Here is a 23,064-nt window from a genome sequence, read left to right on the forward strand (position 1 = left end):
CACAAACAGAAGTTGGATGAATTGGCCCACTGCCGCCGATGCCGCAAGCATTGCGCAAGACGCGACGCACTCGGAAGACAGGTTGAACAACATGGTGATGCTGGTTCGAAAGCACGCAGGCGTTCTCCTTGCTCCCCTTATGGCGACAACGGCCGTGTTGTTATCCGCATGCACCTTGCCGGGCATGCACATGGACCACGCGCCTGTCATTCCGGTTACCAGTGCTGGCGACCAGGCCGCGACTGACTGGTTTGCTCTTTCTGCCAGTACGCCGCTTGCCGCACCCGACAGCGATGTCCGGATTGGCGCGCCTATTGGTAATACTGCTACGGCCACCGGCAACACCGAGCTTACCGTACCTATCAGCGACATCAACATTGCGTTGATCCAGCGATTGCGCCAGGACGAAGTGCGGCAGAGCTCGATGGATCAGCCACGGTTGTTCGCCGCGCCTGCCCCCTACACACTGGGTGCAGGCGATGTGTTGCAGATCACCGTCTGGGACCATCCGGAACTCACGGCAGCCATGGGCACGCAGAGCCAGAGCCAGGTGCGTCCTTCGGATGCGCCGGCGGGTTTCGTCGTCGACCAGATGGGGAACATTGCGTTCCCGTATGCGGGCGTTTTCAACGTAATGGGCCTCAGAACCGATCAAGTTCAGGCGCAGCTATATCGCCGGCTCACGAAGGTCTATCGCGAGCCTCAGATCACGGTGCGGATCGGATCGTTCCGCGCGAAGAAAGTCTATATAGACGGCGAAGTTCATGCGCCGGGTGTACAGCCGATCAACGACGTGCCAATGACGCTCTACGAAGCAATTTCCCGTGCGGGCGGCTTTACGTCGGCTGCGGACCAGAGCCGCATGGAACTGTTGCGGGACAACGTGTCGTATCCGGTCAACTTGTCGCAGATGATCGACAACCACTCGAATCCGTCGAATATCTTGCTGAAGGACGGCGATCTTCTGCACGTGGTGTCGCGCGATGAAAACGGCGTGTTCGTGATGGGTGAGATCAACAAGCCGATGACAGCCCTCCCTATGCGCACCGGCAAGCTGACGCTCAGCGACGCCTTGTCTCAAGCCGGCAGCGTCAACATGATGACCGCCGACGCGACACAAATGTACGTGATCCGCGGTGGGGACGGCAAGCAGCCGCATGTGTACCACCTGGACGGGCAGTCGCCGGTATCAATGGTGTTGGCTAATCAGTTCGAATTGCAGCCGAAGGACGTTGTGTACGTGGACAGCACCGGGCTCGCGCGCTTTAGCCGCGTTCTTGGCCAGTTGTTGCCGGCCATCAATGCAGGTTTGACCGCGGCGATTGTTACCAGGTGACTTGTCACGTACTCATGGTTTGCGAAGGCAACATTTGTCGCAGTCCGATCGCTGTGGCGTTTCTCCAGAGAGACATGCCGCTCGTCGGTGTGATGTCCGCCGGGACGCGCGCCTTGGTTGGACAAGGGGCGAATTCCGTCGCGGTGCAACTCATGGATGACCGGGGATTGAACATTCGCTCGCACGTTTCAACTCTGCTGACGCCCGAGCACGTGCGTAACGCGCACCTCGTGCTGACCATGACGCGGGCGCAGCGCGACTTGATTGAAATGAACTATCCCTACGCCAGGGGGAAGACCTATCGCCTTGGAGATCACGACGATCTTGACGTAGTCGACCCGTACCAGCGCGGCCCCTTTATTTTTGAATTGGCGGTGGCACAGATCGAGCAAGGCGTATCACGCTGGCTCGACACCATCGCACGACTATCGCACTGATCAATGAGTCTCCACACTACCAACCCTCGCTCCGCGTCGAACGCCGACGATGAGATCGATCTGTCTGCGATCGCTGTGACCCTCCGGGAGAACAAGCTTCTCATTTCGTTGGTTGCTGCCGCCACGCTCGCGTTGGGTATTGGCTACGCGATTTTTTCCACGCCGGTGTTCCGCGCGGACGCAATGGTTCAGGTCGACGACAACTCGGGTGCGATGAACGACAAGCTGGGTGATCTGGCCGAGTTGTTCGGCGGCAAGGCCACGGCCGATGCCGAAATTGAGCTGATCCGTTCGCGCGAGTTGATTGATGCAACCGTTCGCAGTCTTCACCTCGATATTGATGCGAAGCCGCGCTATTTTCCGTTGATTGGTTCATGGATCGCACGCAGCGCTGCTACGGATCAACTCGCGGCGCCTTTGTGGGGACTGAGTAGCTATGCGTGGGGTGGAGAGCAATTGGAAGTGACTCAATTCGACGTGCCTCCCGTCCTGTACGACGAGAAATTCAAGCTGGTCGCCGGTTCCAATCAGACGTTCGAGCTTAGAGGCCCGGATGGCGATGTCGTTCTCAAAGGGCGTCTCGGCGAACCTGTGGTTGGCAAGACCCAATACGGGCCTGTGAGTCTGACGGTCAGCAGATTCGTGGCGCGGGCTGGCACTGTGTTCAAGCTGAAACGTTCGTCAACACAGCTTGTGACCGAGAAGTTGCAGAAAGATCTTGATATCAGTGAGAAGGTCAAGCAGTCGGGCATTGTCGGGGTTCGGCTGGATGGGATCGACAGCGCACGCACCGCCGATACGGTCAATGCGATCGTGCGTGGCTACGTGCAGCGCAACGTTGGTTTGAAGTCCGGTCAAGCCGCGCAGATGCTGGGTTTCCTTGACAATCAACTTCCGGAGTTGAAGTCGGGCCTCGATAACTCGGAGCAGCGTTACAACACGTTCCGAAACAAGACCGGCACGGTCGACCTCGTAGAGGAAAGCCGGCTGTTGCTGCAGTCGATCGTCGACGGAAAGACGCGTATCACCGCGCTGGAGCAACAGCGGGCGGACCTGTTGCAGCGCTTTACGCCGAACCATCCTTCTGTTGCGGCCATCGACGCCCAACTGGCGGACTTGCAACGCGAACAGAATCAACTCACCGCGAAGGTCTCGTCCCTCCCGGACACGCAGCAAGCCGCAGTGCGGTTGATGCGTGACGTGAATGTCAATACAGGTCTCTATATGAACCTGATGACCAGCGCGCAGCAGCTCCAGGTCCTCAAGGCGGGACAACAGGGCAATGTTCGCGTAGTTGACTACGCCGTGGTTGCGGAACAACCGGTCAAGCCCAAGAAACTCATTGTCATTGGCGCCGCGGGTGTTCTCGGTTTGCTGCTGGGCGTCGGCGCGGCGCTGCTCCGGCGCTCTTTGAATCGCGGCATGGAAGACACGCTGGAGATAGAGGAAGCCGCGGGCGTGCCGGTCTACGCAGTCATCCTGCACAGCGAACGTCAAATCGTGCTGCAGCGATCGGCGCGGCGCGGAGACCGGGGGCAGCATGTTCTCGCGTCCTCGTCGTCGGGAGACATCGCGGTGGAAGGTATCCGGAGTCTGCGCACCGCGCTGCTGTTTCGCATGGCAAAGGCAACCAACAACGTCGTGATGGTGGCGGGCCCTCGCCCTGATATTGGTAAGTCGTTCTTATCAGTGAATCTGGCTGCTGTGCTGGCGTCCGCCGGCAAGCGCGTGTTGCTCATAGACGCCGATCTGCGTCGCGGGAACCTTCACGCTTACTTCGGAAAATTCCGTGATCCAGGACTTCAGGATGCCATGACCGGGGCAGCGATTGATACGGTCGTGCGCCGGCACGTGCTCCCCAATCTGGATCTGCTTACACGCGGCGCGCTTTCGCCGAGCCCGTCGGAAGTGCTGATGAGCGATCGGCTCGGAAAAATTATCGAGCACTTGTCGCATGCCTATGACCTCGTGATCGTGGATACGCCACCGATTCTTGCGGCAACCGATTCGTCGGTGATCGGCAAGCATGCGGGAACGACGTTGCTTGTGATGCGCCATGGCCGGCATTCGGAAACCGAGCTTCGGGAGTCGATGAGATTGCTCGGCGGCGCGGGCGTTGAAGTCAAGGGCATTGTGCTCACTGACGTGCCGCAACGGAGCGCCGCACATGGTACTTACGCGGCGTACGAAAGCGCCACGTAATAAGTGTTCAAAGACTGCAACGCATTACCCCTGATACGCATGTTGCGTATTCTGGAAAACGTGTCGATCCAGGACTTTTTATGAATAAAAAAGTACTACTTACATTTGGGACACGTCCGGAAGCCATTAAGATGGCTCCGCTTGTCAAGCTTCTGAAAGACACTGAGGGGATTGACTGCTACGTCTGCGTGACCGGCCAGCATCGGCAAATGCTCGATCAGGTGCTTGAACTATTTCAGATCCGGCCGCATTTTGACCTCAACGTCATGAAGCGCAGCCAGGATCTGTATGACATGACGACCGCGATCGTACTCGGCATGCGCGACGTCATAAAAGACTGCAAGCCCGATATCGTGCTGGTCCACGGCGATACCACGACCACGATGGCGGCGAGTCTGGCAGCGTTTTATCAGCGCGTTCCGGTGGGGCATGTGGAAGCGGGGCTAAGGACCGGAAACCTGCTTTCGCCGTGGCCTGAGGAGGGCAACCGCAAGTTGACCGGCTCTCTCGCGGCAGTGCATTTCGCCCCGACTGACCGGGCGCGCCACAACCTGCTCGCGGAGAACGTCCCGGATGAACGAATCGTAGTCACGGGCAACACAGTGATCGATGCACTGCTTCATGTTCGCCGCCTGCTCGAGATCGATCCGCAATTACGCGCGAACGCCGAGCGGCATCTGCCTCGGCTCGCTCCGGGGCGGCGCATGCTCCTCGTCACGGGACATCGGCGTGAGAGTTTCGGTTCTGGCTTCGAGCGCATTTGTGCGGCACTCGCCGAGATTGCGCATGCGCGTCCCGACATTGACGTGGTCTACCCGGTGCATTTGAACCCGTTGGTCCAGGAGCCCGTCACGCGGCTGCTTACGGGCATTCCCAATATCCATTTGATCGAACCGCTTGACTATGTTCCCTTCGTGCTCCTGATGGATAGAGCGCATTTGATACTTACCGATTCCGGCGGGGTTCAGGAGGAAGCGCCATCGCTCGGCAAGCCGGTGTTGGTGATGCGTGATACGACAGAACGTCAGGAAGCAGTCGATGCTGGCGTTGTCAGACTGGTCGGTACGGAAGTGCGGGCGATTGTGGATGGGGTGTCGGAACTGCTGGACGACTCCGCGGCGTATCGCTCAATGAGCAGTGGAGAAAATCCTTACGGCGATGGGCACGCGTGTGAACGGATCGTGAATGCGCTCAGGCCTGCGTGGGTAGCCAAGAAGGGCAACCTCGACACGACAGTTGAACAACTAGAAACCTCTACATAAAGACAAAAGGTAAAGATCATGGAATTCGATGTGATTTCGGTCATCGGACTCGGCTATATCGGTTTGCCGACTGCGGCAGCCTTCGCTGCGCGGCGCAAAAAAGTGATTGGTGTCGACGTTAACCAGCGTACGGTCGACACCATCAACAAGGGCGCAATTCATATTGTTGAGCCCGAACTCGACATGCTCGTTCACGCGGCTGTCACGCAGGGGTATCTGCGCGCGACTGTTACGCCGGAGCCGGCCGATGCGTTTCTTATTGCGGTGCCGACGCCTTTTCTTGAAGGGTTCAAGCCGGACTTGAGCTACATCGAGGCCGCGAGTCGGGCGATTGCGCCGGTGCTGAAAGCGGGCAATCTGGTCGTGCTCGAATCAACGTCGCCCGTGGGTGCGACGGAGCAGATGGCGGTGTGGATGGCCGCGCTTCGTCCTGATCTGACTTTTCCACAGCAGGCCGGTGAGAGTTCCGATATTCGCATTGCGCATTGTCCCGAGCGCGTGTTGCCGGGGCATGTGATTCGTGAGCTTGTCGAGAACGACAGGGTGATCGGCGGAGCGACGCCCAGATGCAGTGAAGTGGCGCGCGAGTTGTATCAAATTTTCGTGCAGGGAGAATGCATTCTTACCGATGCCCGCACTGCCGAGATGTGCAAGCTCACCGAGAATTCTTTCCGCGACGTGAACATTGCGTTCGCTAATGAGTTGTCCGTGATATGCGACGAACTCGATATCAACGTATGGGAACTGATCCGGCTTGCGAACCGTCATCCGCGCGTGAGTATTCTTCAGCCTGGGCCGGGTGTTGGCGGGCATTGTATTGCGGTCGACCCGTGGTTCATTGTCGATTCCGCGCCCGAACTGGCTCGCCTGATTCGCATGGCGCGAATCGTCAACGACGATAAACCGCGTTATGTCATCGATCGTATCGAGCGCGCAGCCAAGAGGTTCAAGGAACCCGTGATCGCCTGTCTCGGGCTGGCTTTCAAGGCGAATATCGACGATCTGCGGGAGAGTCCGGCGCTGGATATCGCGCGCGAGATCGGTTTGCGGTTTGGTGGGCAGGTGATGGTTGTCGAGCCGAATATCAGGAAGTTGCCGGAATCGCTTGAGGGGATTGTGCGGTTTTGTGAATTGAATGAGGCACTGAACGAAGCGGATGTGATCGTGATTCTTGTTGATCATACGCAGTTCAAGCGGGTCGATCCGGTCAGGCTGCAAGCGAAGGTCGTGATTGATACGCGAGGGTTGTTGTCTCGTGGCTAGTATTGCGACCTGTTGCGAATTAGGTTTCGCAACGTCCAACTTGCATCTTGATGCGGGGCGAACGCGTCCCGGCTTCCCCGAGAATATGTCGGGCATTCGCGCTTCCACGGAAGTTCGCACCGAGCGCCCGCAGTGCTATCGCCTCGCGCAGTCGAGCACTGCTTTTTCAAGTTCTGTAGATGGGGCGAGGGAGCGCCCGTGAGTGACCAGGCTGGCGTCGAAAACTCAACGCGGCGGGCACCAAGGGCCGCTGCTGGTCTTGGCAGGAACTTTGTCGCGATGCTCGTTTGGCAGATCGGCAATTACCTGGTACCGCTTGCTACTTTCCCGTATCTCACGCGGATCCTCGGGCCGACCGGGTTCGGTGTGTTGGGATACGTTATGGCGATAGCGATCTATGGGACTGTGCTTACTGAATGGGGATTCAACCTGAGCGGCCCTCAGGCGGTAGTTGCGTTGAGGGGACGCTCCGGTGAGCTTAACGAACTCATTTGGTCGACGATTGGCGCAAAAGCATGCCTTTGTGTGGTTTCGTTCTGTGCCCTTCTCGCAGTGCTTCACTTTGATCACCAAGCAGCGGCCGCGCGCACCGCGATCCTGTTGTCGTGGTTGGTCGTCGTAAGCAATGTCTTTACCCTAAACTGGCTTTTGCAGGGTCTTGAGCGATTCTCGCTGTTTGCGACCGTTTCGCTGGCTGGCCGTTTTATCACGTTGCCGCTGACATTTCTGCTGGTTCGTCAATCCAGCGATATCGCCATCGCCGTCGGAATTCAGGCGACAGCCCCGGTCTTTACTGCGATCTTCTCGATGGTCGCTGCTCAGCGGCTCGGGGTATTGCGTAGCCCTAGGCTTTCTTGGAATTCAGTCCGATCGCGTCTGGCACAAAGCACGCAAATGTTCGTCTCGTCGGCATCGGTAACGCTCTTTGGCGCGACCAATACCATCATTCTGGCCTCGCTGGCCGGACCGTATCAGGTGGGATTGTATGTTGCCGCCGATAAGTTAAAGACCGTCGGAAACATGGTCCCCGCTCAGATAAATACCATCCTTTATCCCCGCATATCCGCGCTGATGGTCGACGCACCTCGCGCAGCGGCCAAGCTGACGGTGATCGGCCTGATTGCAACAGCGGCGACCACGATGCTTGGTGTGCTGGCGATTACGTTTCTATCCGGACACGTCACCAGCCTGATATTAGGAAGTGCTTTTCACGATTCTGCGACGGTGCTTCAGTTGCTTTGCCTGGCGACGTTATTTGGGAACCTGGCGTATTTCCTCGGGCTGCAAGTACTGGTTCCTTTCGCTGACAGCCGTAGACGCTCAATAGTTATGCTCGCGGCCGGTTGCCTGAGCATTGCGTTATCGCTGGTCCTGGTTCCGCGCTACGGCGCGGACGGTGCGGCTGGATCATTCCTGATCGCTGAGATAGCGATCCTTAGTACGTATCTCGTCATCATCATGCGCTCGACTCCGATGCGTGCGCATTTCAAGCAAGTAATGAATTGGTAAATGTCCATCATGTTTAACGTGCACGTTATATCTTTGAAGCGCTCGGATAGACGCGAATCCATCGGGAAGGTGCTGACTGATCAAAATGTTCCCTTCACTTTTGAAGATGCGTTTGATGCGCGTGTCATATCCGACTCTGAATTCGGCATGCTTTATGACGACGATTCCGCGCGCAGTCGCTATGGTCGCTCCTTGAGCCGTGCAGAGGTGGCATGTTTTATAAGTCACAGGGAAGTCTGGAAGAAAATCGCGGAGTCGGGGCACGGCGCGGTGGTGCTTGAGGATGACGCACTACTAGAGTCGGCGTTCTTCGAACGGGTGCTGCTTGTCTCGGACGAGCAGCTCGCGTCAATCACGGAGGTTGTATTACTTGGGCGCTCAAAGTTGCGCCGCGCGTCGGCTACGCGGACCTATTTTTATGAGCCGCTAAAGCGGGTCGATGTAGTCGACAGTATGCGCATCGGTGTTCCGTTCAAGCAGTGGACTTCCGGCGCGGTCGGATACTGGATATCGGCACGCGGTGCCCGTCTTGCATTGGCACATACGAACGGTAGGGTAAAGGCTCTGCTCGACGACTGGCCGTGGCATCGCGACCATGGCGGTATGCGTGTAAAGGAGCTGCGTCCCTATGCGGTGTGGGAGGGCTTCGAGATCATGGAAAGCAGCATTGAGGCTGATCGGCGAGCGCTCACGTCACTTCGCGCCAGCTGGCATGAAATCCTGCTGAAGCCGTTGCGCATATGCAGAACCTGTGTCCGATGGATGGTCATCTTCATGCTCAGCGTAGTAGCACGTCGATCTACATCGCATATGCGCGCGGCCAAGTATGAGTGATTTCGGCGCATATAAGACTTGGGCCGGCAGTCCAGGTATGGGCGACGGTACTGTGTATTTCACAAGGCCATTGGTATGGGGTTTGCTGGTAGCTGGATTTGCGTTATCTCCGCTAGGCGACTTTCTATCTGTGTTTGCGCTGAAAGGCGGTGTCGGCGGTGACTTTGGCGCGCGGTACTCGCTTTTCCTGCGAGGAATTGTGCTCGTTGGGCTGTTGGCCATGATGTCATTTCGCGGCAGGGTACAGCTTTCAAGCTTGCGGATCATGCTTCTTGTGGTCGTGGCTGTTGGAGCGTCATCTATCTCCTATGCGCTCGCTGGAATGACCAGCGGAGAATATGTCGAGGAGGTCATCGCCATCCTCAAGGTATTTTCGTTCTTCGTATACGTCGCCGCATTGTCTGGATTGAGCGATCGGCAATTGGCGAAGCTCGAACCCGTTGTTCGAGCGGCTCTGATCATTTATGCGTTGTCGATCGTTGCAGGGGCAACTTTTTCGATCGACATGTTCCGGAGCTATCGTGGTGATACGCAGATTCGCGCCGGTTACAAGGGAATCATTTATGCGCAGAACGAGACCTCGGCTCTGATGATGATTGGATTATCATATGCATACCTGAGGATTTTGCACCGTGGGTGGACTTTCCTTGACGCGATTTTTGTCGGATTACTACTTGTAGCATCGATGCTCGTCGGCACAAAGGGTGCGATGGTGGGGGCGCTAGGCGTTATATGTGCCTACTTCTATGCCCGGTATGGGATTCTCAAGGCGACGCTGCGAGCAGCGTCAGTAGCGATGTTGTTGATTGGAACCGCGATCGTGGTCTATGTGTCAGTGCCTGCGGTGCAGCAAGCGGTCGATCTTAGTCTCAACTATTTTGCCTACCAAAGAGATCGTACAACCGATGATCAGTTGCTCACGATCGTGATGTCTGGACGAAACGTAAAACTCGCTAATGTGTGGAGTGAGCTTAGCCGACAAGACTATGTCGCACTATTGACCGGCGGCTACCCCACGGTACGTTATCCGATTGAGATTGATGGCCCGGACCTAGTGTTAGCACTAGGCTTCCCGGTGTTCTCGCTCTACCTTTTTGATCTCGGACGAACTTTCATTCATCGACGGGGTGGTTCCGTGGTCCGATTTGGAAAATTGTTCTTCGTCGTACTGATGGTGATTGCCTGCACAGCAGGACATGTACTCGTATCCGCGATCGTAGGTCCATTTCTCGCTGTCATCGCGGTACTTGTGAATCGCGCTGCCATATCGAGTAACTCGCCTTCCTCTAAGCGTGGATTTCACAATGACTGAAGCTGAAATTAGTCCCGCAACCAATGTGCCGTTGTTGCGACCTCTGAAGGTACTCCACGTTGGACCCGGCTTCGGACAACGTGGAGGAGTCGCATCTGTTTTAGGCGAGCTTGCCGCAAGCGCGGTGCTTTTTGGAGACGAGGGTATTTCGTTTTCTTTCTTCGAAACGCGCGGGTTTAAAAGGCCGATCAATCTGTTGCTGTTCGGACTTGTCGATATCCCCCGTTTTGTTATTGCCATGTGCCAAAAAGTGGATGCTGTTCATTTTCACGTGTCGGCAGACGGATCGTTCTACAGAAAGTTCGTGCTCTATTTAATCGCTCGGTCCAGAGGGAAAAGGACGTTATTTCATTGGCATGCGAACAACCTCAAGGCGTTTCGCTCTAGCGCCGGTTGGATGGTCGCCCGCGCAGTAACTAACTTTGTTAGAGGCTCCGACGCGGCAATTGGTGTATCTAGGGAGATGAGCCAGGACCTAGAAGACGAAAGAGGGACGCGGGATAGAATTTATACGATTGGGAACAGCGCATACGCGGCTGAGACAGCCACTAAAGACGGTGAGAAGACCGCCAGAAGTGACTGTCTCCCGTATCTTGCATTCGCTGCTCGTTTCGTGCCGGAGAAAGGAATCGCAGATTTATTTGCTGCCATCGCACTACTTAAGGGTGAAGGATGTTTCGCTCGTCTCAAACTCGCCGGCACCGGCGACATTCGCCCCTGGGAGCAAATGATTGAGAACCTCCAAATTAGCGATCGCGTTACGTTCGTAGGATGGCTCAGCGGTGAGGAGAAGTTGCAGTTCTACCGCGACGCACGGGCTTTCTGTTTGCCCAGCTATCGGGAGCCTTTTGGCATCGTGACGCTTGAAGCCATGTTCTGCGGCGTCGCGGTCATCGGCACGAATAGAGGGGGATTTCTTGATCTCGTTGAAGAGGGTGTGACAGGTTATTTGGTTGCGCCGCGTGATCCTAAAGCGCTGGCTGGAAGTATTCGATCGTTGATAGAAAGTCCAGAGAGCGCTCGGCAGATGGGACTTGCCGGTCGTGATAGGGCCCGGCGACTTTATTCGACTGAGGCCATCGTCGGTCAATATGTCCAGTGCTATCGAGATGTCGCAATGAAAAGAACAGGAAGGCAATGAATACGAAATGCCTTAGTGCCGCTAGGCTGTTTCTGTCGTTGAGCGCCTGGAGACGGGAACCGAAAAGCATGGATTTGTATGCAGTCGAGAGTCGATGCAACGCAATCCATTCGGCGAACGTTGGAGACTGGCAACCTGCCGCAATGATGGTTGCGGAACCTCATTCGGATGAGAGGAGGGCTGTCGAAGATTCGCTGTCGCCCGGACTCTACACAGGTCTTTTCCACATTGAATGCTGCCGCGAGGTTGCCGCACGAATTGGAGCGGTAATGCACGAAAAAAAGACAAGCCTGTTCAGGCATCTCGTTGGGGCCGCTGCGCTGGTTGGCTGCAGCATTGCCGGAGCACAGACTCCTGTGGTGACTTGGAACGATCCCACGACTCAGGCGTGGGCGGACACTTATGAGTCTCTCTACTCCGCAGAATGGCAGGATGGCATAAACGCGCAGATCGGCGTTCAGGCTAACCCCGGTGACATCTCCGTGGTAGCCGATCCGGTCGTTTCTGGGCGCAGTGCTCTGCGAGTAAGTATTAGCCGAAACGAGAACTTCGCAAACGTCGCGAATGGTGTGCCACGCGCGGAGTTGCTGTTTCCCGCACCTGTCACGTTCATACAAGGTAAGGATTATTTGATCCGGTGGAGCACGTTTCTCCCTGTCGGATTTGCGTTTGACACCAAGCAACTTGTAATCATTACACAGATTCATCAATCGCTAGCCTCGGGTTCGCCGACGATCGCACTCACTTTACTTGGAAATCAGTACACGATTTCCGAACGCGGCGGACAGAATCCGACAACTGTATCCGGCGGAAAGTCGCTATGTTGTGCCGATGCAGACACGGGGAAATGGGTGAATTGGGCTTTGCGATACATACCTGATGAAACAGGAGCCCATTCTTCGGTTGAATTATACAAGGACGGTCAGTCGGTTTATGCCGTGCAAGGTGTGCCAAATGCGTATCTGGACGATCAAAGTGCCTACCTGAAAATAGGACTGTATAAGTCGAGCTGGGTAACCCAGCCGTCAGATGTTAGCCAGATCACAATGTTCTTCGGGCCGGTGTACGTGTCTCAGCGATGATCGTCTCTGAGGAACGGTTCAAACTAGTTCGGAGTTGCGGCGGGCTTGATGCGCTGGATTTAGCGCGGACCGTATGTCCGCTCATTTGATCTCGTGGAATTTATCCTTTAGCCGCATCAACCACTTGCACTGGGCTCAAGCGCAGGCGTTCCGCGCGTTGAGCCTTTATGCAGCACAGACACCCAACGTGTCGGATAAACGCAATGAAACGCATTGAACTGTTTTCTTGTCCGGTAGACGTCGCGACAATGGACGAGACCGTGGAATGTATCGGCTCGCGAGTTGAGGAAAAGCAGTTCACTCAGCACGTCGTCGTCAATGTCGCGAAGCTTGTCCATATGCAGAAAGACCCGGAGTTGGCAGCGTCGATTCGTGCTTGCGACATTGTCAATATCGACGGGATGGGCGTTGTTTGGGGGGCAAGACTCTTAGGTTTCGATGTGCCTGAGCGGGTCGCAGGCGTTGATTTATTCGAGCGCCTCCTGCAGATGGCAGCAGAACGTGGTTTTCCTGTATTTCTGCTGGGAGCAACGGATGCCGTGGTCAGCCGCGCAGCGCAGGTTGTGTCTGCACGTTATCCAGAGCTACAGATCGCCGGCTGCCATCATGGTTATTTTTGGGACGATGAAGAGCATGTGGTTGATCTGATTCGCCGCTCGGGCGCGAGGCTACTATTTGTAGCGATTACGTCTCCGAAAAAGGAAAACTTTATCAACCGCTGGAAGGATCGTCTCGGTGTTGATTTCGTCATGGGGGTGGGCGGTACCTTCGACGTGGTTGCTGGCAAGGTGCGCAGGGCGCCTGGATGGATGCAACGCAGCGGACTGGAATGGGCATTTCGCGTTGCGCAAGAACCTCGACGGATGTGGACGCGCTATTTCATAACCAACAATAAGTTCGCGCTGATGCTGCTCAAATCGCGCATCGCTTCGGTTGTTAGTGGCAGCCAGAGTAGCAAATAGGTTGGACCGTTTTGGCAGCTCATTTGATGCTGCTGACACGATTGCATTGTCGGCGTGTGATCCAGCTCCCGGCAGATAACGGACGGCTGGAATGTGCCTGGCGCGGTGTCGTTGACCGGTTGATTTTCAGAATGATCGCGGGGTGGTTCTCAGCCGAAAGTTTCTTATTCCAGGAAAGTCTTTCGTGAATCCCATTGCCAAGGAGCGTGGAGCGTGTCGCCGTCGCCTTACGAGACGATAAAACCGTGCTGACGAAAAGTAACCGCATCTACGTGCCCACGCATCGCAACGCGCGGCAGTCGGTGTCGCTCAAACGGTGATTCAGTCGCGGCAAATCCGGCCACAAATTCACTCACCTCCCCCGCCAACAGCAGCCTCCACCACCAAACCCGATCCCTACGCCAACTGTCGGCGCCGCGTAATACCCCGGTGCGTATGCGTATCCATATCCCGGCGCCGGGGCGTACCCATAAGGCGGCGCGACGATGCATCCTGAAAGGCCGATCGCGAGTCCTACGACAAGAAAGAGCCTGATCATGATTTTTCTCCCTATTTGAGGTTAGAGAGATCGAACCGGGCGATTGTTCGGGTGGAATTGTGTCGTGCGTCGCGAGTTGGTTTCGGAAAATTACAGGCAGCGCCGAGTCGGGTATCCGCCCTCAAAACATCCATAGGGTTTACACCTAAAACAACAATAATCTCTTGCGCGCATCGCGCTTAATTTTCAGAAACGGCGTACCTACACTGGAATCAGAGAACGCGAACAGGGTTGTTCGCGACAAACAAAGATTCGGAGGTAAGTATCATGAAGTCGCTCATTCAAGCCGTTGTAGTTGCCGCAGTGCTCGCCGTCCCGGCCGTTTCGTTTGCTCAGTCGAATCAACAACCGTTGACGCGCGCCGAAGTGAAGGCGCAATTGGTCCAGATTGAGAAAGCCGGCTATAACCCGGCAACATCGAACGATTACGACTACCCAGCCAACATTCAAGCTGCAGAAGCACGCGTCGCGGCCCAAAATAGCGGTACCAGTAGCTATGGCGGCGTGGCTAATGGTTCGTCGGATTCCGGGGCCGCTGTGCAATCCTCATCCGGCGACAACGTGCGCTCGATATATATGGGCCATTAATCACATTAATCATCACGCGGTATGACAAGACGCCGGCGACTAAGCGAATGTGAGTCGCCAGGCAACGCGGTCCCGGGCGAGCAGGATGTTTGCGCCACAGACCTTTAAAAGGCTGAATCCGCAGCTTCTTCAACGGGTTTAATCGCGGTGGAATAGCCCAGCTTCGCTGTCTGGGCTTTTTTGCGTCTTTCGACGGTACATAAAAAGGCCGCTTCTGAACGTGCAACAAAGACAGCGCTTGCACGCGGCAAGATTCGCATTTCAAAATGTGTGACCTAAAATATAAGCAAGCTGTGACGCATCAAGGAGGCGGCCATGACTGAGTCGATGATCGGTTTTGTGGTGGGCCTTGCGGTCCTGATAGTTATTGCTGCCATATTGGGCCGCCGGTACCGACGCGAGCACCCGGAGGATGGCAGCGGACGGCTACGTATGCGTGAGTGGCTCGATACGCATCACATGAGCTGGATGCATCACAAGCATTAATGCGTCGCTAAAAAGCAAAAAGCCCACTCGCGACTTGCAGTGGGCAAAGAAGACGTGAGTGACGAACTTCATGGCGCAGGGGTGGAGGCGCGCGGAGTAATTGTGCGGCTCGCTCCCAGTTCAGTTTCGACAGGTGACTTCACCGCTCGCGGATCCCTCCGCCCGTCAACCTCAGCTTTTCCATATTCGATAGCAAACCGGCAGGCGTCGGCCGCTTCCGGGAAGTGGCCGAGTACGCCCGATGCCCAACGCGTGCCACCCGGCTTGGTGACAATGACCATCGACGCAAAGCTGCCGCGCTCGCCGGCTGCAAGGGGCACCAAAACGTGATCGTTATAGTTGAGTGGAATGGCGTGCATTCGGCCTCCTCGTTAAACGAGATTTTCGATTGGTGATTTTCCCGTGTCGGAGTAAACGTGGTTGTTAGTAATTGAAAAAAACGGAAACAACGCGTGCAAAAAGGCTGGAATGCGCTGGGTAGGGTCTGTGAATCTCAAGCTTTCGACTCGGGCAGGTGTTTGCACGCCCCAAAATACAATGCACATGGGGAACAATTACGCTTCAATAATCCTCCATTAGCGACCATAAGGCTGGTAGGGTTTTCGGGAAGATTTTTACGGAAAAATAAGGATTGCGCCAACTTTGATAGATGCATTGTTATTGGTGGGGCGGTTTAGCGCCGCCGAATCTTCTGCTGTCGTTTCATAGATCATAGACAAGATGCGTATTGGCGCCATCGGACCATTCACGCCATTTACCATCGCCGAGCATGTAACGCCACGCTACCCGCATCCGGGATCGCTTGCTCCGCCGGCGACTGCCGCCCGCTCATATCTTCATGCTGCCCATGTTCCGCTCCCGGTTGACGTCTACCGATTCATATACAAAGTTTAACTTTGTAGTTTGACTTGGTATCTGCTAACGTACGGTCATGAACACGAACGAGAAAACGCAACACACGGATCCGGAAGTCGCGCATGCGCACGCTGTCGCGGGGGAATTGCGCGTGGTGCTTGGCAAGCTGAAGCGGCGGTTGCGCGAAGAAGCCAATCTGGGAGAGTTCACCTTGTCCCAGATGTCGGCCCTTAGCCGTCTGGAGCGCGAGGGTCCCGCGACCGTAACCACGCTTGCGCGCGCCGAAGGTGTGCGCCCGCAATCCATGGGCGCCACCGTGTCTGCTCTCGAGGCGGCCGGGTTTGTGACCGGCACGCCGGATCCGGCCGATGGACGTCAGACCATTTTGTCCCTCACTGATGCATGCCGCGAGTGGATCAAGGCGAGCCGTGCGGCCCGGGAAGACTGGTTGTTCCGTGCGATCCGAACCAAGCTGACGTCTGCGGAACAAGAAGAGCTCGTCACCACTGTGGCGCTGCTCAACCGGCTCGTCGATTCCTGATTGACCCTAGCTCGCGTGGCAGAAGTCGTGCCATCGGCTCTCACCTATCCCCTTTGCCGCGCCTCAATCCGGGCGCGTCGCAGTCCAACTCGCAGGAAGGAAACACCATGGCAATCACCACGCTCGACCCGAAGACGGCTCTTGTAGTCATCGATTTGCAGAAGGGCATTGTTGCGCTTCCCACCGTGCATCCCGTCAATGAAGTCGTGAAGCACGCAAGCGACTTGCTTGACGCGTTCCGTAGCCGCGGATTGCCCGTCGTGCTCGTCAACGTTGCCGGCGGCGCGCCGGGCCGGTCGGAGCAGGCTCGCAGCCTTGCCGGACTGCCCGCCGATTGGGCCGATCTTGTCCCCGAGTTGAAGCAACAGCCGGAAGATCACATCGTCACGAAGCGGACGTGGGGCGCGTTCACGAATACCGGTCTCGATGAACATCTGAAGAAGCTGGGCGTCACGCAAGTCGTTATTGCCGGGGTGGCGACCAGCATTGGTGTCGAGTCGACCGCACGTTATGCGCACGAGCACGGGTTCAACGTGACGCTCGCCGTCGATGCGATGACCGACATGAACGCCGATGCCCACACCAACAGCATCACGCGGATCTTCCCAAGGCTGGGCGAGACCGGTACGAGCAAGGAGATCATCGAACTGCTCGGCAGCACCCGCGCGTGAGCTCTTTCAGCGCGGAGATAGCCGCCTCGGGAGCGGTCCGGTGAAAGGCACCTTCCGCTCGCTGAACAGCTTCAACTATCGGGTCTGGGCCGGTGGTGCGATCGTCTCCAATATCGGAACGTGGATGCAGCGCACGGCCCAGGATTGGCTCGTGCTCACGCAGCTGACCCGCCACAATGGGACCGCGGTCGGTGTAGTCATGGCGCTCCAGTTTGGTCCGCATCTTCTCTTGCTGCCTTTTACCGGTTTTGCGGCCGATCATCTCGATCGCCGCAAACTCCTGATCGGCACTCAGGCGGCTTTGGGAACCCTCGCGCTTGGGCTGGGTATTCTCACCGTCGCTGGATGGGTCCAGTTATGGCACGTGTACGTGTTTGCGTTTTTGCTCGGCTGCGTCAGTGCGTTCGATGCCCCCGCGCGTCAGACCTTCGTCTCCGAGCTGGTCGGTGAAACCGATCTGTCGAACGCAGTCGCGTTGAACTCCACGTCGTTCAATGCCGCGCGGATGATCGGTCCTGCCATTGCCGGTGTGCTGATTGCATCGGTGGGGACCGGGTGGGTGTTCTTGATCAACGCGGCATCGTTTGTCGCGGTGCTTTGCTCGCTGGGGTTTCTTCGGGTTGGTGAATTTCACGTGAGCAAGCGGGCCGTCCGTGCGCGGGGGAGCCTGGCAGAAGGGTTTCGTTATGTCTGGAAGCGGCCGGATCTGAAAGCGGTGCTGCTCATGCTGTTTCTGATCGGTACGTTCGGGCTCAATTTCCCGATTTTCATCTCCACGATGTCCGTCACCGTCTTTCATGCCGGAGCGAGTCAATACGGGCTCTTGTCGTCGATCATGGCGATCGGGACTGTCGCGGGCGCGCTGCTCGCCGCGAGGCGGGCGAAGCCGCGTATTGGTGTGTTGTTCGCTAGTACCGCGGTCTTCGGGGCCGGCTGTGTGCTGGCGGCGATCGCGCCGAGTTATGGGTTCTTTGGTCTTGCGCTTGTGGTCATTGGCGTGTCCGCGCAAACCATCACCACGACGACAAACAGCACGATGCAGCTATCCACCGAGCCTGCGATGCGCGGACGTGTGATGGCGATCTTTTTGGCGATTGCGTTGGGCGGCACGCCTTTGGGTGCGCCGGTTGTCGGTTGGGTAGCCGATACGTTCGGCCCGCGTTGGGCACTTGGCGTTGCCGCGGCGGCGGGTTTTGCGGCAGCGATGGTCGGGGTACGGTATTTGGTGAAGTATCGGCAGTTGCGAGTGTTTATCGATGCAGGGAGGCTGCGGTTTAGTATCGATGATGGGGATGCGGTGGTTTGAGGGGGGCTTCGATGCGCGAGCGGTATACGGCAATGTCTAGCTCGTTTCATCACGCTCGAGGAGCGACGCCGGTGATTGACTCGGCGCCGTTGGTCATCGATAGCTGGACTCTCGCGAGTGCGCCGGTTAATTCCAGAGAGCGAGGTCACGCCATGATTCCGGAAACCCCATTGCGTCTAAAGTGGCAACCCCTTCGACCCTCGGGAATTCTTCGATGAGCGTTACAAAAGCTTGCTTCCACGTAGAGTCAAAACCCATCGCGATCAAAAGGAATTGAATAATCGCGAAGGCTCCGTACACGTGTTGGCGCAAGAACAAGTTGCGTTCTCCGGAGAGATGCTCGAGCAAAGGAACTTCATTTCTGGCTGGTGGTTTGGGGCTGTCCACCATGCTGCGGTTCCATAAGCGGCTGTGGTGTGCACAAATATTGCGCAAGTGACTAATCGTGCGAAGCCAGCTTGCCATCAGAACGTGGCGAGGTATCCCTAACTCCGAAGCAATTAACTGCTTATCTTTGTCTCTTAACCCAGCAAAGTAGTGCGACAGCAAGCCGAAGTCCCAAACTTCAATCGACACCCACAGCGGGATGGGCGGGTCGTAAGTGGTTTTGAAATGCTGAATGAAATCTTCGCGGGAGCGAGCGACCAACTTGTCGTGTTGCTGTACCCAAGTCGCGAAATTTGACGGTCTCCGCGCTTCGCCGACTTTTTCGGCAGGGGTAGCGCAAAACTTCTGATTGACCAAATCTGAGTTCAGATGCGCGCAAGGATCGAGGCCGCCCATGTGGTAAGCAACTTTCGCTCTCAGCGCGACCTCCAATTTCTCCACGGCGCCCATCGCAAGGAGTCGTAGCGCTTGGTCAAACTTGTACAGTTTCGAAATGTGCGAGAAAGAGGTGCCCTCGACAAAGTTAGATTCGCGCTTGGGTTGCGAGCCCATGTTCGGAGGCAGGACGCGGAACGGATAGAAGTAGCCGCTGAGGCGGTAGTAGCCGAGCTTTTCTATGTGCCACAAAGCACTATCTTCGTCGTCGACAATAAGGCCGCGTGCCTTGATCTGTTCTAGCTGCGCGCGATAGGTGAGGTGAGGCTTCGTGTACGGGGTGGTCATTTTTGTTGCCGTTTCGCCGCCCTTTTGTCGCCCCGTTAACGAGAAAACCCGGTCGTGCAAACTACGCAGAGGGCCGGGTCGTATTGCTTACAATTATTAAGTATCCTGATCGCTAAGTCAACAGGCGCAGACGTGTGGCCGAACATGTCGATGCTTTATGCAGCGCTCGGGCCAATGAATTTGCACCGACGTCGCTTTATCCCGAACGTTGCCGGACCGGTGCATTGATCCATGACAGTACGCAATTCACAAAGCAAAAAGCCCAGTCGCGATGACTGGGCTTTTTGCATGAATCTTTGGTGGGGCGTGACAGATTCGAACTGTCGACCTACGGATTAAGAGTCCGCTGCTCTACCAGCTGAGCTAACGCCCCGAAAAACTGAATCCGAATTATAGCGACGTTTTCGCCGATTGCGCAACTGTCTGCAACGCAAAACCCTAAAATACCGTCTCGCAGACGGCTGAAAGCCGCGTCATACATAGCGCGGACGCTTATCGGCCATCCCAAAAAAGCCTGGCTTCGGGCAATTGTCACGAGCCGTTATCATGACGGACGGATGAAACACGCACTCGTTGCGGCATCGGCAACCGCACGAAAGCAGCTACAAAAACAGCCGCGAGACCACCATCAATAAACCCAAATCCATGGACGAATCCGCCATCCGTGTTCTGCTCGACACTACCTTCGCGCCGTGGATCCGCGACTTGGGCCTGACGCCGTCAAGCTCCACCGATACCAGCGTCACCCTGCGTCTGCCCCACGCGGACAAACTTCGCCACATGGGCGGCGTGATTTGCGGCCAGGTGTTCATGGCCGCCGCCGACACCGCCATGATCGTCGCCATCGCCCACGCGCTAGGCGGTTTCCAGCCGATGACCACCGTCTCGCTCACAACAAGCTTCCTGCGCCCGGTCAAAACCGGCGACGTCCTCGTTACGGCCAAAATCCTGCGCCGCGGCCGCAACCTGATTTTCGGCGGAATCGAACTCCACGATGAAACCGGCGCTCTCGCCGCTCACGCGACCACCACGGTCATGCTGCTCACATAAAAAGAAAACCATGTTCGATCAAGTCGTATTCGCCGGCGGTGGCAACCGCTGCTGGTGGCAAGCCGGTTTCTGGGACGTCGTCCAGCCGGAACTCAAGCTGCGCCCGCGCGTGATTACCAGCATCTCGGCCGGCGCGGCCACGGCCTGCATGCTGTACATGAACCGCTCCGAGTGGGTGATGGACTACTACGCGCACGTGCTGCGCGACAATTCGAAAAACGCGTATTGGGGCAATTTGCTGCGTGGTGAATCGGTGTTCCCGCACTATCGGATCTACCGCCAGGCTTTACTCGATATCTACGGCGCGGAGTTTCCATCGCTGCAAAATGCGCCGGAGATTCGTATCGGCGTATCGCATTTGCCGCGTTGGCTCGGCGCACGAAGCGCGGTGGCCGCGGGGCTGATCGCCTATAACATCGAAAAGTACGTGCGCAAGAAGTTGCATCCCACGCTCGGTCAGTCCCTGGGTTTCCATCCGGAATTTGTGAAGGCGCAAGAGTGCGCGACCGTCGATGACCTCGCGGACCTGATCCTGCAATCGTCGTGTACGCCGCCGTTCACGCCGGTCATGCATCGAAACGGGCGGCCCGTGCTCGACGGCGGCATGGTCGACAATGTGCCGGTCGGCGCGCTGGATGCATCGCCGGGACTCGTTCTGGTGATGGTGACGCGCGTGTATCCGCGACCGCAGATGTTTGTCGTGGAGCACGGCGCGAACCGCGACCACCGTCGCGTTTATGTGCAGCCTTCACGCAAGGTGCCGATTTCGGCATGGGATTACACGAGCCCGTCGTTGATGCGGCCCGCGTACGACCTGGGCCGTACCGACGGTGAGCAATTCCTGACGCGCTTGCCCGATCTGCTCGGCGCAGCGGCACATCTCTAAAAAGGAGTGTTGAATCGATGACCAAACACCACAAATACACGCTGCAAGTCGTCTGGACGGGCGATCAGGGCTCCGGCACCTCGCGCTACGATGGGTACTCCCGCGATCACCTCGTGCGTGCGGCGAACAAGCCGGCCATCGAGGCATCGAGCGATCCGGCGTTTCGCGGCAACGCCACGCGCCACAACCCGGAAGAGCTGTTCGTCGCGTCGCTTTCGTCGTGCCACATGCTCTGGTACCTGCACCTTTGCGCGGTGAATGGCATCGTGGTGACGGGTTACGTGGATGACCCCGTGGGCACAATGGAGGAATCGACGCAAGGAAGCGGCCACTTCACCGACGTCCTCCTGCGCCCGCAAGTGACTATTGGCGCGGGCGGTGACGTGAAGCTGGCCGGCCGTTTGCACGAGGAAGCGCACAAGTTCTGCTTTATCGCGAACTCGGTCAACTTCCCCGTCCGATGCGAGCCGTCCACGGACGTTTCGACCATCTGACTATCGCCGGCGTCCACCCACCAGCGCTTCCGGATTGGCGACGCTCGATGTGTCGCCGGCATCGAAGGCGAGAATGTTCTTGAACGCCGCCGTGAAATAGAGCTCGTAGCTCTCCCTCTCCACATACCCGATGTGCGGCGTGCAAATGACGTTTTCCATGCGCAGCAGGCTATATCCCTGCAGGATCGGCTCGCTTTCGAATACGTCGATAGCAACCATCCCCGGCCGGTTGTGATGCAGCGCGTTGAGCAGCGCGTTTTCTTCGAGCAATTCGGCGCGGCTGGTATTCACAAACAGCGCGGTGGGCTTCATGCGCATCAGGTCGGCGGTGGTGACAATGCCGCGCGTTTCGTCGTTCAGCCGCAGATGTAGCGACAGCACATCGCTCTGTTCGAACAGCGCTTCCCGGCTCTCGGCGACATTCACGCCGTCCGCACGCGCGGCCGCCTGCGAGTGCTCCCGGCCCCAGACCACCACTTTCATGCCAAACGCCTTGCCGTAACCGGCGAGCAACTGGCCTATTTTCCCGTATCCCCAGATCCCGAGCGTCTGGCCGCGAAGCACTTGGCCCAGGCCGAAATTCGGCGGCAAAGCGGAGGTCTTCAGGCCGGACTGCTGCCACGCACCCTGCTTCAGGTTCGCGACGTACTGCGGAATCCGGCGTTGCGCGGCCATGATCAGCGCCCAGGTCAGTTCTGCTGGCGCGATCGGCGAACCGGTACCTTCCAGCACGGCAATTCCGCGCTCGGTACAGGCATCGAGTTCTATATGGCCGCCCGCCTTGCCGGTCTGGCTGATCATGCGCAGCCGCGGCAGTTTGTCGAGCAGTTGCGAGCTGATCCGGGTGCGTTCGCGGATCAAAACGAGCGCTTCTACTTCCGAGAGTCTGCTAGCCAACTGTCCGAGTCCGCGCACCGTGTTATTGAAGACTTTCACCTCGTGATCGGCGAGCAGACTGAAGCAATCGAGCTTGCGAACGGCGTCTTGGTAGTCGTCCAGGATGGCAATTTTGATTGGCATGGATTGGCTTTTGATAGGCATCAAACGTACTGCAGAAATTCGAGGATGGACAGGAATCAACGTGCTAAGTTCGGGTAATTACGGATAAATCGGGTAATCACGTATAAATTCGCCGAAATACGGGCATCGCGTCGCGTTAAGCTGCTGGTGTAACCCGACGAATTTACGGGTCGCCGGAT

23 protein-coding genes and 1 tRNA gene are annotated in these 23,064 nt (G+C 56.9%); 19 read left to right on the forward strand and 5 right to left on the reverse strand.

The genetic code is table 11. The features are described from left to right. The first annotated feature begins 16 nt into the window (after positions 1-16). From HB376_RS18365 to HB376_RS18415, 11 genes are all read left to right on the forward strand, one after another. Entirely contained in the window at positions 17-1,336 is a 1,320-nt protein-coding gene (locus HB376_RS18365) for a polysaccharide biosynthesis/export family protein (protein ID WP_346730522.1), read from the forward strand. Between the two features lie 14 nt (positions 1,337-1,350). After that, positions 1,351-1,773, forward strand: a complete 423-nt coding sequence (locus tag HB376_RS18370; protein ID WP_213765135.1) for a low molecular weight phosphotyrosine protein phosphatase — start codon at positions 1,351-1,353, stop codon at positions 1,771-1,773. 3 nt (positions 1,774-1,776) lie between these two features. Next, the gene (locus HB376_RS18375) at positions 1,777-3,975 is read left to right on the forward strand and encodes a polysaccharide biosynthesis tyrosine autokinase (protein WP_213765085.1); all 2,199 of its coding nucleotides are present in this window, start codon (positions 1,777-1,779) and stop codon (positions 3,973-3,975) included. Between the two features lie 80 nt (positions 3,976-4,055). After that, complete coding sequence (wecB, locus tag HB376_RS18380) at positions 4,056-5,237, forward strand: UDP-N-acetylglucosamine 2-epimerase (non-hydrolyzing) (RefSeq protein ID WP_213765086.1); 1,182 nt, start codon at positions 4,056-4,058, stop codon at positions 5,235-5,237. A gap of 18 nt (positions 5,238-5,255) precedes the next feature. Further along, positions 5,256-6,500 (forward strand): UDP-N-acetyl-D-mannosamine dehydrogenase, encoded by a 1,245-nt coding sequence (gene wecC, locus HB376_RS18385; RefSeq protein WP_213765087.1) that lies wholly within the window; start codon positions 5,256-5,258, stop codon positions 6,498-6,500. A 198-nt stretch (positions 6,501-6,698) separates the two neighbouring features. Continuing rightward, positions 6,699-8,009, forward strand: a complete 1,311-nt coding sequence (locus HB376_RS18390) for a flippase (protein WP_346730523.1) — start codon at positions 6,699-6,701, stop codon at positions 8,007-8,009. Continuing rightward, positions 8,010-8,843: a glycosyltransferase family 25 protein gene (locus HB376_RS18395; protein ID WP_213765088.1), complete on the forward strand. Its 834-nt coding sequence runs from the start codon at positions 8,010-8,012 to the stop codon at positions 8,841-8,843. Then, positions 8,836-10,155, forward strand: coding sequence for an O-antigen ligase family protein (locus tag HB376_RS18400; protein ID WP_255631418.1), 1,320 nt, complete (start codon positions 8,836-8,838; stop codon positions 10,153-10,155). The genes HB376_RS18395 and HB376_RS18400 overlap by 8 nt, the downstream gene beginning before the upstream one ends. Continuing rightward, entirely contained in the window at positions 10,148-11,296 is a 1,149-nt protein-coding gene (locus tag HB376_RS18405; protein ID WP_213765089.1) for a glycosyltransferase family 4 protein, read from the forward strand. The genes HB376_RS18400 and HB376_RS18405 overlap by 8 nt, the downstream gene beginning before the upstream one ends. Before the next feature lie 68 nt (positions 11,297-11,364). Next, a complete protein-coding gene (locus HB376_RS18410; protein ID WP_255631419.1) occupies positions 11,365-12,378 on the forward strand; it encodes a polysaccharide lyase in 1,014 nt (337 codons plus the stop codon). Positions 12,379-12,581: 203 nt separating this feature from the next. Next, a complete protein-coding gene (locus HB376_RS18415) occupies positions 12,582-13,340 on the forward strand; it encodes a WecB/TagA/CpsF family glycosyltransferase (protein ID WP_213765090.1) in 759 nt (252 codons plus the stop codon). 352 nt (positions 13,341-13,692) lie between these two features. Here the strand turns inward: HB376_RS18415 and HB376_RS41050 are convergent, their stop codons facing one another. After that, on the reverse strand, positions 13,693-13,878 hold the full coding sequence (locus HB376_RS41050) for a hypothetical protein (RefSeq protein ID WP_255631420.1): 186 nt from the start codon (positions 13,876-13,878) through the stop codon (positions 13,693-13,695). A 267-nt stretch (positions 13,879-14,145) separates the two neighbouring features. Here HB376_RS41050 and HB376_RS18420 point away from each other — a divergent pair, with 267 nt between their 5' ends. Both HB376_RS18420 and HB376_RS18425 read left to right on the forward strand, forming a co-directional pair. Further along, complete coding sequence (locus HB376_RS18420; protein WP_213765091.1) at positions 14,146-14,466, forward strand: DUF4148 domain-containing protein; 321 nt, start codon at positions 14,146-14,148, stop codon at positions 14,464-14,466. 315 nt (positions 14,467-14,781) lie between these two features. After that, complete coding sequence (locus HB376_RS18425) at positions 14,782-14,952, forward strand: hypothetical protein (protein WP_213765092.1); 171 nt, start codon at positions 14,782-14,784, stop codon at positions 14,950-14,952. 68 nt (positions 14,953-15,020) lie between these two features. Here HB376_RS18425 and HB376_RS18430 read toward each other — a convergent pair whose 3' ends face one another. Then, positions 15,021-15,311: a hypothetical protein gene (locus tag HB376_RS18430; protein ID WP_213765093.1), complete on the reverse strand. Its 291-nt coding sequence runs from the start codon at positions 15,309-15,311 to the stop codon at positions 15,021-15,023. Positions 15,312-15,883: 572 nt separating this feature from the next. Here HB376_RS18430 and HB376_RS18435 point away from each other — a divergent pair. From HB376_RS18435 to HB376_RS18445, 3 genes are all read left to right on the forward strand, one after another. Then, positions 15,884-16,348, forward strand: coding sequence for a MarR family transcriptional regulator (locus HB376_RS18435; RefSeq protein WP_213765094.1), 465 nt, complete (start codon positions 15,884-15,886; stop codon positions 16,346-16,348). A 107-nt stretch (positions 16,349-16,455) separates the two neighbouring features. After that, entirely contained in the window at positions 16,456-17,019 is a 564-nt protein-coding gene (locus HB376_RS18440; protein WP_213765095.1) for an isochorismatase family protein, read from the forward strand. Positions 17,020-17,059: 40 nt separating this feature from the next. Beyond that, positions 17,060-18,325 (forward strand): MFS transporter, encoded by a 1,266-nt coding sequence (locus HB376_RS18445; protein ID WP_213765096.1) that lies wholly within the window; start codon positions 17,060-17,062, stop codon positions 18,323-18,325. Between the two features lie 126 nt (positions 18,326-18,451). On the opposite strand, the gene HB376_RS18450 is transcribed toward HB376_RS18445, so the two are convergent. Continuing rightward, entirely contained in the window at positions 18,452-19,435 is a 984-nt protein-coding gene (locus HB376_RS18450) for an Abi family protein (RefSeq protein WP_213765097.1), read from the reverse strand. A gap of 297 nt (positions 19,436-19,732) precedes the next feature. Beyond that, positions 19,733-19,808 (reverse strand) — tRNA-Lys (locus HB376_RS18455). A gap of 272 nt (positions 19,809-20,080) precedes the next feature. Here HB376_RS18455 and HB376_RS18460 point away from each other — a divergent pair. Genes HB376_RS18460 through HB376_RS18470 form a run of 3 tightly spaced genes read left to right on the forward strand, consistent with a single transcriptional unit; the run spans position 20,081 to position 21,865 of the window. Next, positions 20,081-20,485, forward strand: coding sequence for a PaaI family thioesterase (locus tag HB376_RS18460; RefSeq protein ID WP_213765139.1), 405 nt, complete (start codon positions 20,081-20,083; stop codon positions 20,483-20,485). A 10-nt stretch (positions 20,486-20,495) separates the two neighbouring features. After that, positions 20,496-21,371: a patatin-like phospholipase family protein gene (locus HB376_RS18465; protein WP_213765098.1), complete on the forward strand. Its 876-nt coding sequence runs from the start codon at positions 20,496-20,498 to the stop codon at positions 21,369-21,371. A 17-nt stretch (positions 21,372-21,388) separates the two neighbouring features. Further along, positions 21,389-21,865, forward strand: a complete 477-nt coding sequence (locus HB376_RS18470; RefSeq protein ID WP_213765099.1) for an OsmC family protein — start codon at positions 21,389-21,391, stop codon at positions 21,863-21,865. On the opposite strand, the gene HB376_RS18475 is transcribed toward HB376_RS18470, so the two are convergent. Then, complete coding sequence (locus HB376_RS18475) at positions 21,866-22,879, reverse strand: NAD(P)-dependent oxidoreductase (protein WP_213765140.1); 1,014 nt, start codon at positions 22,877-22,879, stop codon at positions 21,866-21,868. Positions 22,880-23,064 lie beyond the last annotated feature (185 nt).

This window comes from Caballeronia sp. dw_19 (assembly GCF_018449515.1).
In the GTDB taxonomy this organism is placed as follows: domain Bacteria; phylum Pseudomonadota; class Gammaproteobacteria; order Burkholderiales; family Burkholderiaceae; genus Caballeronia.